Origin of the sequence: Methanosarcina sp., assembly GCF_049706645.1 — an archaeon.
Classification (GTDB): domain Archaea; phylum Halobacteriota; class Methanosarcinia; order Methanosarcinales; family Methanosarcinaceae; genus Methanosarcina.
In genome coordinates this window covers 1-12,877 of sequence record NZ_JBNAKP010000050.1, presented here as the reverse complement: position 1 = coordinate 12,877, position 12,877 = coordinate 1, and the positions used below count along the sequence as shown (strand labels likewise).

The following is a 12,877-nucleotide window of genomic DNA, read 5'->3' as shown; positions in this document are numbered from 1 at the left end:
CCATGAAGGTGGTTATATCTGCCATTCACAGAATAAGCTTGTATATGGCAACTCTTCTAATTTTATAAAAATTCCAAACAGTTATTTACTTTAATTTCCTAAAAAAACCCTATAAAATAAAGGAGATATTAAAATCGAAGATATTTTGCTAGTTTTCGGTATTGTGCTTGCTTTTATACCTGTAATAGTAAATGTAATCAGTGAGGAATTTTATTATTACAACAAAACACTTTTTTCGGCTCTTTTTTTAATAGGGGAAATTGGAATAGTATATTCTTTAGTCCAATATTGGTTAACGGCGCCTCAAGATGGATTCTGGGAGTATTTTAAGTTTATTTTTTCCGGATTACTTGTTTTAATTCCTTATTGGAATTTTGAAGCCAGTGATAGCGAATATAAAGAAAAATCTACTTACGATTATGTAATTAATGGGTCTCTTTGTGGATTATTTATCCTGGGATTTTTTAGTGCTTTATATAAAACAATGTTAAACGTTTCATTATATGGTATTTCTGAGTATTTTGGAATGTTTGGAGTTTTTGTGTTATTTTCTATAATTATTATCATATATGTGATTCTTACTAACTTAGATCCGTATGGTAGACCGCCTCTTATATTTAATACAGGTCGTTTTATTTTAGCTTTAACAACGATGGGTGTTGCAGGTTATTATTTAGATAAAGCGATCTCACTTATTCCAAGTTGGGTATTTACTATTATAGGAGTAGGACTGTTTGTGGCTGCATATTTGATATTTACTGCGATATTTTCGTCAAATGAAATTATTGATAATTAGTTGAAAGTAGTGGCGGTTGAAAAAATGAGCGACCAGAACCGAAAGTTTTTGACAGCTTTCTTTCTGTTGTCATTTTTTAAAGAAAGGAATTAACTGAGTTTCTATAAAGTAATTTACAGAAAACTACTGTATTCTTACCTGAATCGCAGCGAATGAAATGGTCAATTTATTGTATATCAGAATAAAATGAAATTGTTTTACGGGAAAATTACTGTATTTTAAGGAAGGGTCATGAGATTCTTTCTATCGGAGTCTTCGCAGATGCTACCTTTGCAGGTTGCTACCTTTGCAGCTTCTGTCTTGGGAACTCAGGACGTTTCTTCCTTGGCTTTTGCTCCTATCTTTGAAGATTTCAGAAGTATTTTCGGAGTTCTTTCCGTGGTCCGGCTTGTTCTGGAAAGTACTCCTAAAGTGGCTGCAGTAGAGTCTCTGTAATAAATAACTTCCAGCTTCTAAGGTGGTTATACCTGCCAATCATCGAAAAATATGGGAGCAACCCATCCCTGGGAGCAGGCTCATGTAATAGTCTGTGAAGAAACAGGCATGGCGTGAAGACTAAACCAACTTTTAATATCTGAATGTGTGGATACTACTATTATTGCATCTGTTTGTGAATTGCGAACATCAAAAACAGTATCATTAGTTAGATTTCTTCTGAAAGTAAGTCACTACCAAAATTTTCACCTCTTTTTTATTTCCCGGTGCTTCAATTGCCTTCTGATTAATCAAGTTCTGAACTGCAATAAGTAATCATTGCATATATTTATGAGTTGTATATTTTGATAATTTTCAAGATTTTCTTTATCATATAAAAAACAAAAATAATATAAAACTTTAATTATAAAATGAAAATGTATACTTTTTATTTTATTACCTTCTTTTATAGAGAAAAGGATTTATGTAATATTGCGCTTTCAACTCTTTTTCATTATAAGTTAAATATTGATATACTGGTACTGCGCGCTGGAGAAAGTAAGGGGTTAACGTACTTTATGTACGGGGAACTATCTTAGAATAATCGCACACAGAGTGCCTTAACACAGTACAGCCTGAATAACACCGAATCGAAAACGAGGCATAAGATTGACTAAAGTTGTAGAAATCTCTCCAACCACGAGACATGAAGGCCACTCCAAGCTCACCCTGAAGGTAGATGATCAGGGTATTGTCGAGAGAGGAGACTGGCTCTCCATCACCCCTGTCAGGGGTATTGAGAAGCTCGCTATAGGTAAGACAATGGAACAGGTCCCGAAGATTGCTTCTCGGGTCTGCGGTATCTGTCCCATCGCCCACACTCTGGCAAGTATCGAGGCCATGGAGGCCTCAATCGGCTGCGAAATCCCCACGGACGCAAAGCTCCTGCGGATCATTCTCCATGCCGCAAACCGTCTCCACAGCATGGCCCTGCACAATATCCTGATCCTCCCGGACTTTTACATCCCCGGGACAGAGACGAAATTTAATCCGTTCACCAAGGAGGAGCCTGTCAGGAGCGTTGCTGCAAGAATCATCCGCATTCGCGAGATCGGACAGACCATAGGAGCCATAGCAGGCGGCGAGGCGATCCATCCCTCCAACCCGAGGATAGGCGGGATGTACCGCAACGTGAGTCCCCTGGCAAAGCAGAAGATGGCTGACCTGGCGAAGGAAGCCCTTGTCCTTGTCCACGAGCAGATGGAATTCATGCTCAATGTCATCAGGGACATGCAAAACAGGGAGTTCGTCGAAGTCGCGGGCAAGAAGATCCCGGTTCCCAGGACGCTCGGGTACCACAACCAGGGGGTTATGGCCACATCCCCGATGTACGGCTCATCCAGTCTGGACGAGAAGCCCATGTGGGACTTCGCCCGGTGGAAGGAGACCCGGCCATGGGACTGGTATATGGGTGAGGTAACCATCGATCTTGAGGACCCGAGCTACCCAATTGGCGGCACCACGAAGGCCGGCACCAGGGCCAATCCCCAGATGGAGGCCTGCAACGCTGTTCCGACCTACGACGGTCAGCCGGTTGAGGTCGGCCCGAGGGCCAGGCTCGCCACTTTCAAGAACTTCAACGAGAAGGGTACCTTCGCCCAGCACATCGCCAGGCAGCTGGAGTATCCCGACTGCTGCTACACCATCCTCAAGTGCCTTGATAACCTGAATACCTCGGGGAAAGTGCTCGCTGACCATATCCCTCAGGGAGACGGGTCCATGGGCTGGGCTGCGAACGAGGCCCCACGCGGGACCGATGTCCACCTCGCACGTGTGAAGGACGGGCAGGTGCTGTGGTACGAGATGCTTGTGCCCACCACCTGGAATTTCCCTACTTGCAGCCGCGCTCTGACGGGAGCACCCTGGCAGATAGCCGAGATGGTTGTCCGGGCCTATGACCCGTGCGTCTCGTGCGCAACTCACATGATCGTGATGAACGAGGAGAACAAGGTAGTTGCCCAGAAGCTCATGCAGTGGTGAAAGGAATGGAAACGCTGTACTCCGAGATCGTGGTGGCAGGCTGCGGCAACCCCCTCTATGCGGACGATGGGTTCGGACCCGCAGTCGTGGAGAGTCTCAAAGATATCGAGCTTCCCGAGAACGTCACGGTCGTTGACGCAGGGCTCGGGGGGCCCCATTTCGTCTTTACTCTCCTCAATCCCGAGTCCACAAAGATTCTTATCATCGTGGATATCGCGGACTTTGGGGGGGAACCCGGCGAGCTAAGGTGGCTTGCCGTTGACGAGCTCCCCGTGGGGAGCTACCGTGACGCTCACTCCTGGGATCTGACCGAACCACTCCAGCTCATCAAGGACGATATTCGAATTCGAATCCTTGCATGCCAGAAGAAATACGTTTCTGCCCCCGAGATGGTTATCGGGATTACAGACGAGGTACAGAGAGCCATTCCAGATGCTGTATTCGAGATATTGAAGGAAATCGGGATGAACTATGGAACTGCTTAACTCCATCAAGAAAACCATGGGCGGGGAAGCAAAGCCCACTCAGGTTGCGACGGAGAAAAAGGTGGAAGCTACAAAGGAGATAAAACCAGTGGTAAACAAGATCAAGCTCGGGCATGTACACTTGAGCGGCTGTACCGGCTGCCTCGTGTCCGCGGCCGACAACAACTTGGGATTCATCAAGATCCTGGACGACTATGCCGACCTCGTCTACAGCCTCACGCTCGCCGACGTTAGGCATATCCCGGAGATGGACGTTGCGCTCGTCGAGGGATCGGTCTGCATCCAGGACCATGAATCGGTGGAGGATATCAAGGAGACGCGGAGAAAATCCAAGATTGTGGTGGCCCTTGGCTCCTGTGCGAGTTACGGGAACATCACCCGGTTCAGCCGCGGCGGGCAGCACAACCAGCCCCAGCACGAGTCCTTTCTCCCCATCGGGGATCTCATTGACGTGGATCTTTACATCCCCGGATGCCCCCCGAGCCCGGAGCTCATAAGGAACGTTGCTGTCATGGCTTACCTGCTTCTTGAGGGGAACGAGGACCAGAAAGCCCTTGCGGGCAAGTACTTAAAGCCCCTTATGGACCTTGCGAAGCGCGGCACGTCAGGATGCTTCTGCGACCTGATGACCGACGTGATCAACCAGGGCCTCTGCATGGGCTGCGGCACCTGCGCTGCATCCTGCCCAGTGCGGGCGATCACAATCGAGTTCGGAAAGCCGCAGGGTCAGCGTGACCTCTGCATCAAATGCGGCTCCTGCTACGGCGCCTGCCCGAGGTCGTTCTTCAACTTTGACGTGATTGATGAATTCGAGAGCATCAGCGAGATAATCGCTGGAGCGCTTAAGTGAGGTGAGATAGATGGTTGAAGATCCGTATCTCGGCAAATACATAACCTGCATCTCGGCAAGAAGCACGGACAAGGAGATCCTCCAGAAGGCACAGGACGGCGGCATTGCCACCACTCTCATGGTCTATGCCCTGGAACAGGGGATAATTGACGGGACCATTGTGGCAGGCGAGGGTGACCGACCCTGGGAGCCCAAACCGTTCGTCGCAATGAGTCGCGAGGACATTCTCAAGGCACGAGGGACGAAGTACAGCATCAGCCCCCAGATTTCCTGGCTCAAGGAAGCGACCCGGTCCTTCGGCCTCGACAGGGTCGGAGTTACCGGCGTCTGCTGCCAGATGCAAGCAGTCAGGAAGGCTCAGCTCTATCCCATCAACATGCGGGATGTCCCGGAAAAGATCGCCTTCACAGTAGGCCTCTTCTGCATGGAGAACTTCCCATACGAGTCTCTGCAAACCATTGTCGAGGATCATGCGGCGCAGAGCCTCAGCTCCGTGAGGAGGATGGATATCGGGAAGGGCAAGTTCTGGGTCTACACTAACCGCGGGAACGTCGCCAGCCTGCCCCTAAAGGCGACCCACAAGTATGAGCAGCCCGGCTGCCACGTCTGCCTCGACTATGTCTCCAACCTCGCCGACATTTCAACAGGCTCGGTCGGAAGCCCTGATGGCTGGTCCACGGTTTTCATCCGCACCAAGAAGGGTAATGAAGTTTGGTCTAAAGCTGTCGCTGCGGGCATGTTCGAGACAAAGCCTATCGAGGAGGTAAAGCCCGGCCTCGAGCTCGTCACGAAGCTCGCGAAGGAGAAGATCGACAAGAACAGGAAGACGGTAGAGGAGCGCAGGAATTTCGGCGTTAACAAGGCGCTGAGAGATCCTTACGCCTGAAACTCTTTTTTTCGTCATCGAAAACATTCGCTTGTTTACAGCGAATAAAGGGATGGGGTTGGTTCTCATCCCTGATTTTTTATTTCACTGTTTTATCCATATATGATCTCGTAAACTCAAAATTGTGGCATATTCTATGAGAAAAAGAATACGAACAAAATATTAAAAAGTTCATGTTTATTAAAAAATATTCAAAATAATGATAGAAAAATTAGTGGTTTTCTCCTAAAATACGAACTTTCTATATGTAAACGTTCGTATCTCGAAGTATCCTAAAAAATTAGATTTTTCCGAAAATACATAGGTTTTACTTTAAAGCCTATGTATTTTAGTATGGACTTTTTACTCAATAACTTATTTAAATTTATGATTTCACAGAAAAAAAAGAATGGGTATTTTGCACAAATGCCAAATTGAGAGGATTAGCATTATTGTCAATTGCACAAAGGGTATCAATATATAATTCTTAATAAAACCACATAAGATTATTATCTTTTAGAATCCATAACTATGTCATGGCATCACATGCCATGAATCAGAGGAAATTACCGAAGCATGTTTTTAATGATTTAATTAGATTTATCCATGAAAAATATCAAAAACAATTGCCAAATACTTTACTTATTGCTCAAGCATTTATTTTAGAATATCAAGACTATGGAAAAGAATATGGCCTTCCTGCAATAAACAAAGCTATAGAAGATGGAATAAATCAAAGTCTCTTTTAATTTATCAGATTTCTGTAAATTCCAATTAACTCTTTATTCTTTTTCTTTTCTAAAAATACAGATTTATTGTGCCTATGGATACACAGGTTTTATTGTAAAATTTATGCATCCTAACTTTTGCAGTGAAAATAAAAGATTGAAAGCTATTCATATTACTGAAATATTGATACATTGCTAATTATGCTGAAATATTTAAGTTCCCTAGTTCGAAGGAAAATACGATTTTTACATCTTTTTATATCTTAATCTTTTTAGGAATCTTGGGCAAGTAAGGAATGCACTTTCTCCTTCCACATTACAGTACTTTGATAGTTCTTCATGTGTTGGTATGTAATTATCTTTTAGGATCGCACATTTGTATTTAATTTCACTTTTTGGTCTATGTGTGTATATTAAGTAAGTACATTTCGTTTATAATCACTCTTTAACTCTGTAATCTAATTTAGACTTCATTTGATATAAGATTATGTGCCAGAATGCTATCTTGTGTGATACATAGGTTTTGATAAAACCTCTCATCTTAGCTATTTTGGCTACTAATTTGAGAACACTTTTGCCTAAAAATCGGAAAAATATAGAGCTTTTACTAAAACCTGTGTAAAATCAAATTGTTGCCTTTATCTTCGGCAGATAGATCTATCTTTCACGACTTCTCATTTCTAATAATAACACGCTTTTTATGGCAGCTGCCGATTCTTTTCCTCTTTTTTGCCAGTGACCGCCCGATATCTGCTCGAAGTGAGCATGCGGGCGTGGAGAGAAGTTCTCAGATTAATTTAAAAAAGAAATTTGAAAACTAAAAGCCTATCAGGAAAGTCGATAAAGATCTGGGGTGCAAAAAAATATCATATTAGACGGAAATAACGGTCTATCAATTTTTATTGTGTATGCATAAATGCCACAAGGATTCACTTCATCCTCAGCTTGAAAAGTTTGGATATTCGTGGAAATCCTGCGCTCCCCAGTAATAAGAGAGCTTAGCTGAAAAAATTTGTACTGAATATATGGAAGATTGACTGCCGACAATCAATAGACAGAGTTTAAAGTTCACTTAGAATTTTTCTCAAGCTTTAATTTAGCAACAATTGGCTGCATGTTAAGATACATCGGAGAGAAATCTTTTTTCTTATTTTTCTCTGCAAGCTTGAAACCATATTTTTCATAGAAGCCGATGATTCTTTTTTCGAATCTACAAGAATGTATCTGCATCCTACACTGTTGCAAATTGATAACGCTTTACCTATCCCGGCAAACAATAAGTATGTGCCTATTCCTCTTTTTTCAAATCTCGAGTCTACTGCCAATCTTGCAATTTTAATTCCTGGATATTTGCTGTACTTATAGCGCTTGAGTCCATCTGATACATATATTTCCTTAGTTCCGATTGTATCTGTTGCTAAAGTAATATATCCTACCAGTTCACTTTTCCAGAAGAATAGATTCGTTTTACTGATCAAATCTTCCTGATCATTAAAAGCATCTTCTTTCAGAAAATCATTTAATTCAGGACTTGCACAATTAAAAGAAGAAAAGTCATTGCCCTAATCCAGAGGAAATATAGTAAGTTCGGAATTTGGAATGATAGAAGACAAACTCAAAACCTATTTTTATTATATATCTCTTTAGCTTTCCTGAACATCTCTACCATTTCATCGGTTACTACGGGATTCTTTTCATTTTTTATGAATTCTTTTGCATCCTCTCCTTCAAGGACAAGCCCGAACTCAATAGGTTTCGCCATAATAATTCCCTCCGTTTATGTGATTTAATAATCTGTTATTATACTTATATATCCCTATTGATGACTCTTTTTCTGACACCAGCAGGCGAGACAGCTGTACTGCAGTAACAGGTCTAAGTGCTGAAGGCAGGAGAAATGATACTGCTCAGGAAAACAGTAATATCATCAGAATTTAAACACAATAAGTTCTCTGATGCCAATTTTAAAATAAGGAAAATTTAGAGGAAGACTTGTATTTAACACATACAAATATATAAATGTGACAGAATTAGATCGAAATCAATATTTATGGCAGCTGCCAACTCTCCTTCTCTTCTTCTTTTCCAGTGGCCGCCCTATATCTGCTCACACGTGAGCATGCGGGCGTAGAGGGAAGTTTTGAATGGAAATTCTAAAAAACATTTTTTTAAAAGTAAAGCATAGTAAAGCATAAGTGAATATTGTAGTTTCATATCATTTTTTAGGTCCTTCAATTATTTTGTATAAAGGAAGGAGGAAGCTGGATTGGCTGAACAATGTACATATGAAAAATATGTGTTTAAAAAGAAGCTTGAAACTCTAAGAAGTAAAAGTGGAAGGAGCACAGAATTAATTTCCCTTTATATCCCCTCTGATAAAAAGATTTCAGATGTTACAAATCATTTGAGAGAAGAACATGGGCAGGCTTCGAACATTGAGTCTAAACTTACCAGCAATAACGTACAGGGAGCACTTGATTCTTTGCTGGCAAAGTTAAGATCTCTTAACAAAATACCGGAAAATGGGATAGCTTATTTTATAGGAACTGTCGATACTGGAGCTAACAGGACAAGTATGGAAAACGAAGCTCTTATTCCTCCTGAATCTGTTGTAGATTACATATATCACCGTGATTTCGTTTTTTATCTTGAGCCTCTTGAGGAAATGCTTAGAGAGTGCAGTACTTATGGGCTCATACTTCTTGATTTAAGAGAAGCCACTATCGGAATGCTTGTGGGTAAGCAAATTGAAGTTATTAGACATCTCCATTCTACTGTCCCTGGTAAGCAAAGAAAAGGGGGTCAGAGTGCACATCGTTTTGAACAACTCAGACGCATTGCTATTCATGATTTCTACAAAAGAATAGGGGATGCTGCAAGTGAGGCATTCCTTGGAGTCGAGCCAGCTGAACTTAAAGGCATTCTCATAGGAGGGCATTCTCCAGCTAAAGAAGAGTTCAGTGAAGGAGAATTCCTGCATCATGAGCTTCAGAAAAAGGTACTTGGATTGTTTGATACAGGGTATACGGATGAATCGGGGTTTTCTGAATTAATAAATGCAGCCGAAGACATTCTTCAGAGTATTGAGTTAATTAAGCAAAAGAAAGATATGGAAATATTTTTTAAAGAACTTGCTACTGAGTCAGGTAAAGTATCCTATGGAGAAGACAATGTAAGGGCGAATCTTGAAATAAAGGCAGTCGATGTGCTTTTACTTTCCGAAAACCTGCGATCTGAAAGAGTAACTGTCAAATGCGGTGTTTGCGGATATGAGAATAAAAGGACAAGAAAATGGAAAACCAGTGAAGCTGTTCCTGTGGCAGGAAATTGTCCTGAATGTGGTTCTGCACTTGAAGTCACGGATGTTATTGATATCGTTGGTGAGTTCTCAGAACTCGCTGATAGAGGCAATGCAAGGATTGTTTTTGTATCAACAGATTTCGACGAAGGCTCTCAACTTATGATAGCTTTTGGCGGAATTGCTGCAATCCTTAGATATAGCACAGGGGTATAGTTCAGTTAATGAGTTTATTAGTCAATCAATTACATGAATTATACAAAACTCGGTACTGTCAAGTGTACAGAGAATGCCCAATTTTATGAGTTCTATAGTAACAGTTGAAAAAAAGTCTTATCCCCCGTAGACTTTTATCCCCCGTAGACTTGACAGAATCACTTGTTTAAAAGGAAACAAGAGAATAAAAAGAAAAAAATCTCATTTTCAATCCTGGATTACATAATTTTCCAATCGCCAAAGTCATCTATTGTTACTATAATAAGTCCCCTCAACTATTAAGTCCCTTTTGCTGTAAAGTCCCCTCGACTACAAGTACCATGCTTTGAGCCATATCATTTGACCAGGGCCGGATAGTCCGTGTAGCCTTTCGCGCCGCCCCTGTAGAAGGTGGCAACGTCCGGCTCATTCAGCGGCGCGTTCTGCCTGAAGCGCACTGGCAGGTCGGGATTGGCCAGGAACGGCACTCCGAAGGCGATCAGGTCGGCATCGCCGCTGGCAATTGCTTCGTTTCCGCTGTGGAGGCCATAGCCGCCGTTCAGTATGAACGTCCTTTCGAAAATTCTGTGCAGGGTAGGTCCAAGACGTGTCTCGGGTGACACGAACCCCATCCGGCCTCCGATGGGCTCGATTAAATGAAGGTAACCCAGGCCCGTTTTGTTCAGCTCTCTGGTGAAATAGGAAAAAGTCTCCCTGGGATTGGCATCTGACATAGAATGCGCGGTATTGTGCGGGGAAATGCGGTACCCGACACGCTCGCCGCCCCATACCTCTATGACGGCTTTCGTGACCTCAAGCGGCAGACGGGCCCGGTTCTCGAGGCTGCCGCCGTACTTATCGGTTCGTTTGTTGGACCCGCTCCGCAGGAATTGGTCCAGCAGGTAGCCGTTAGCGCCATGGATTTCTACACCGTCGAAGCCGGCGGTTCTGGCGTTCTCCGCCGCCTGCCTGAACTGCCTGACTATATCCGGTACCTCGCCGGTCTTCAGGGCCCTGGGCACCGGAATTGGCTTTTTTCCACCGGGTGTGTGGACAAAGCCTTCAACGGGTAGCGCGGATGGCGCGACTGGCAGAGCGCCGCCCAGTAAGTCGGAGTGGGAGACCCGCCCTACGTGCCAGAGCTGTATGAAAATCCTGCCGCCAGCCTGGTGGACGGCTTCCGTCACCTTCTTCCAGCCGGCGACCTGTGCCGCAGAGTATATGCCCGGTGTATGCATGTAGCCCACCCCCTGCGGACTAACCTGCGAGCCCTCGGTGATAAGCATGCCGGCTGAGGCTCGCTGCACATAATAAGTGACCATCAGTGATACCGGGACGTCGGCATCCCCTGCGCGGTTGCGAGTCATCGGCGCCATCATCATTCGATTTGGCAGCGTGATATCGCCCATCCGATACTGTGAAAAAAGGTCCAGTTTTTCTGCCATGATAACCATCTCGTTAAGCCTGCAAAATAAGGAGCTATCTTTTTAGTTGAATTCTTAGAATGTCATTGATCTCTTCAATGCTCTCGCAATCATTAAACTGGTTCTCAGCGCCTGGCACCCTCCCCATTGTGCGACGCTTACAATTTAACCTTGAATCACTAAACACGAGCTCTGGGTAGAAACTTATATGATAATTATTATGGAATTTTTATTTAAATATTCGCAGTTTGCCTGATGAATTCTTGGGTAGTTAAACTACCAAATCACATTCTGAAAAGTCAAAACTGGCGTTTTGTAAAAGTCGGAGTAAGTCTATAAATAGAGTACCTTTCGGTACTGTGTAGTCTATGGGGACAAAAATTCTTTTCAGCTACGCCCGAGCTAGTAAATTGTCCGTTTTTCGTTGACTACACAGCACCCAAAAGTTCAGATACCTACCTGGAAATACCTTGATTCAAATCATCAAAAACTTCCTCAAGGCCCGATATCTGCTCACTTCGTGAGTACGCGGGTATGGAGAGAAGTTTTCAGAGGAGTTGATTGAAAAAAAATTGAGAACCAGGAGCCTATAAGGAAAATTGATACATACATTCGTAAGACAGAATTAGCATCAAGTGTTTACTCCAATTGTTTATATTGTCTGTTTTGTATACGTTGACTATTATTAGATACAGAAGGAATAACATTTTTCTGATAGGCTCTAAGTTAAATCGACTGAGGTTGGTAATAGATTTATACATCCTGTTAATGCTGATTTCCATTTTTATAGCAAACACACAAACTGTATTGCACCGAACTATATTCGCTTTGAAACCTTCAGAAACGACGCCAATTAATCTCAAACTTCTCCTCCTAAATTACACTGTGCTTCATAGATTTTTAAACCAGTCATTAAGAAACTAGTTTAACTCTTTTTGCCTCTGATAACATTTCTTGGGTTCGGTTACACTTCCTGGAAAATTTTGAAATAACAGGAGGTCACACATTTTTCGATAGGTTTTTAATTAGCTTCAGCAGGCTGGATAATATAGAAATAAATATATAATGTCATTCAACTCAATAATTGGAGCTTCTTTATTCTGAAGATTTATACAGAGCCCAAATAAGTCCTTCAGTACAGCGTCCAGCCCAAAGTAAGTGACAGGGTTCTGCAAAATAAAAAGAGCCTGCTATCAACAAATAAGGCAGAATGAGGTAGATAATATGATGTGGAAAGACCATGGAGAGTTGTTCCAGAGGAATACGAAAAACCCTATACTTACCATTGATGATTGGCCATATCGAGCTCACTCGGTATTTAACCCTGCAGCAGCTATAGTTAACGGGACAACTTTATTAATTGTGCGTGTCGAAGACCACCGAGGCTTTTCTCACTTTACAGTAGCCAGGAGTGAGAACGGGATTGACGGATGGGAAATTGACCCGGAGCCAACCTTTATGCCGGACCCTGTAAATTACCCTGAAGAAATATACGGCATTGAAGATCCGCGTATAACTTACATAGACGAGATGGGAAAATGGGCTGTAGCGTATACGGCTTTTTCGGATTCAGGTCCCTTGCCAGCGCTTGCCTTTACAGAGGATTTCCGTAATTTTGATCGAGTAGGAGCTACCCTGCCACCTGAAAACAAAGATGCTGCTGTTTTTCCTGTAAGATTTAATGGCAGGTGGGCAATGGTACACAGGCCTGTATCTGGTATGGCGGGTGCGAAGGCAAATATCTGGATATCCTTTTCTCCGGATATGAAATACTGGGGAGAA

11 protein-coding genes and 1 pseudogene are annotated in these 12,877 nt (G+C 43.1%); 9 read left to right on the top strand and 3 right to left on the bottom strand.

Going from position 1 to position 12,877, the window contains the following annotated elements; all coding sequences use genetic code 11:
- The first annotated feature begins 145 nt into the window (after positions 1–145).
- The 7 genes from ACPK8D_RS14975 (at position 146) to ACPK8D_RS14945 (ending at position 6,199) form a co-directional block, all read left to right on the top strand.
- Complete coding sequence (locus ACPK8D_RS14975) at positions 146–796, top strand: hypothetical protein (RefSeq protein ID WP_424718657.1); 651 nt, start codon at positions 146–148, stop codon at positions 794–796.
- Between the two features lie 261 nt (positions 797–1,057).
- A complete protein-coding gene (locus ACPK8D_RS14970; protein ID WP_424718656.1) occupies positions 1,058–1,231 on the top strand; it encodes a hypothetical protein in 174 nt (57 codons plus the stop codon).
- 648 nt (positions 1,232–1,879) lie between these two features.
- Positions 1,880–3,250: a coenzyme F420 hydrogenase subunit alpha gene (gene frhA, locus ACPK8D_RS14965; RefSeq protein WP_424718655.1), complete on the top strand. Its 1,371-nt coding sequence runs from the start codon at positions 1,880–1,882 to the stop codon at positions 3,248–3,250.
- A gap of 5 nt (positions 3,251–3,255) precedes the next feature.
- A complete protein-coding gene (gene frhD, locus ACPK8D_RS14960; protein ID WP_424718654.1) occupies positions 3,256–3,735 on the top strand; it encodes a coenzyme F420-reducing hydrogenase, FrhD protein in 480 nt (159 codons plus the stop codon).
- The gene (frhG, locus tag ACPK8D_RS14955; RefSeq protein WP_424718653.1) at positions 3,722–4,585 is read left to right on the top strand and encodes a coenzyme F420 hydrogenase subunit gamma; all 864 of its coding nucleotides are present in this window, start codon (positions 3,722–3,724) and stop codon (positions 4,583–4,585) included. The genes frhD and frhG overlap by 14 nt, the downstream gene beginning before the upstream one ends.
- A 10-nt stretch (positions 4,586–4,595) precedes the next feature.
- Positions 4,596–5,471: a coenzyme F420 hydrogenase subunit beta gene (gene frhB / locus ACPK8D_RS14950; protein WP_424718652.1), complete on the top strand. Its 876-nt coding sequence runs from the start codon at positions 4,596–4,598 to the stop codon at positions 5,469–5,471.
- 515 nt (positions 5,472–5,986) lie between these two features.
- Positions 5,987–6,199 carry a hypothetical protein gene (locus tag ACPK8D_RS14945; RefSeq protein ID WP_424718651.1) on the top strand — a complete coding sequence of 71 codons (213 nt, stop codon included), beginning with the start codon at positions 5,987–5,989 and terminating at the stop codon, positions 6,197–6,199.
- A 1,070-nt stretch (positions 6,200–7,269) separates the two neighbouring features.
- Here ACPK8D_RS14945 and ACPK8D_RS14940 read toward each other — a convergent pair.
- Positions 7,270–7,656, bottom strand: coding sequence for a GNAT family N-acetyltransferase (locus tag ACPK8D_RS14940; RefSeq protein WP_424718650.1), 387 nt, complete (start codon positions 7,654–7,656; stop codon positions 7,270–7,272).
- A gap of 137 nt (positions 7,657–7,793) precedes the next feature.
- Positions 7,794–7,940 carry a hypothetical protein gene (locus ACPK8D_RS14935; RefSeq protein WP_424718649.1) on the bottom strand — a complete coding sequence of 49 codons (147 nt, stop codon included), beginning with the start codon at positions 7,938–7,940 and terminating at the stop codon, positions 7,794–7,796.
- 504 nt (positions 7,941–8,444) lie between these two features.
- Here ACPK8D_RS14935 and prf1 point away from each other — a divergent pair.
- A complete protein-coding gene (gene prf1 / locus ACPK8D_RS14930; protein WP_424718648.1) occupies positions 8,445–9,692 on the top strand; it encodes a peptide chain release factor aRF-1 in 1,248 nt (415 codons plus the stop codon).
- A gap of 335 nt (positions 9,693–10,027) precedes the next feature.
- Here prf1 and ACPK8D_RS14925 read toward each other — a convergent pair whose 3' ends face one another.
- Positions 10,028–11,125 carry an alkene reductase gene (locus tag ACPK8D_RS14925; RefSeq protein WP_424718647.1) on the bottom strand — a complete coding sequence of 366 codons (1,098 nt, stop codon included), beginning with the start codon at positions 11,123–11,125 and terminating at the stop codon, positions 10,028–10,030.
- Positions 11,126–12,319: 1,194 nt separating this feature from the next.
- Here ACPK8D_RS14925 and ACPK8D_RS14920 point away from each other — a divergent pair.
- Positions 12,320–12,877, top strand: a pseudogene (locus ACPK8D_RS14920) (glycosidase); the annotation flags it as partial.

What these genes read in the sequence shown, in the direction of transcription:
- ACPK8D_RS14970 (WP_424718656.1), top strand. Translation starts at nt 1,058, where the DNA reads ATGCTACCTTTGCAGGTTGCTACCTTTGCAGCTTCTGTCTTGGGAACT.
- frhD (WP_424718654.1), top strand. Translation starts at nt 3,256, where the DNA reads ATGGAAACGCTGTACTCCGAGATCGTGGTGGCAGGCTGCGGCAACCCC.
- frhG (WP_424718653.1), top strand. Translation starts at nt 3,722, where the DNA reads ATGGAACTGCTTAACTCCATCAAGAAAACCATGGGCGGGGAAGCAAAG.
- frhB (WP_424718652.1), top strand. Translation starts at nt 4,596, where the DNA reads ATGGTTGAAGATCCGTATCTCGGCAAATACATAACCTGCATCTCGGCA.
- ACPK8D_RS14945 (WP_424718651.1), top strand. Translation starts at nt 5,987, where the DNA reads ATGGCATCACATGCCATGAATCAGAGGAAATTACCGAAGCATGTTTTT.
- ACPK8D_RS14935 (WP_424718649.1), bottom strand. Translation starts at nt 7,940, where the DNA reads ATGGCGAAACCTATTGAGTTCGGGCTTGTCCTTGAAGGAGAGGATGCA.
- ACPK8D_RS14925 (WP_424718647.1), bottom strand. Translation starts at nt 11,125, where the DNA reads ATGGTTATCATGGCAGAAAAACTGGACCTTTTTTCACAGTATCGGATG.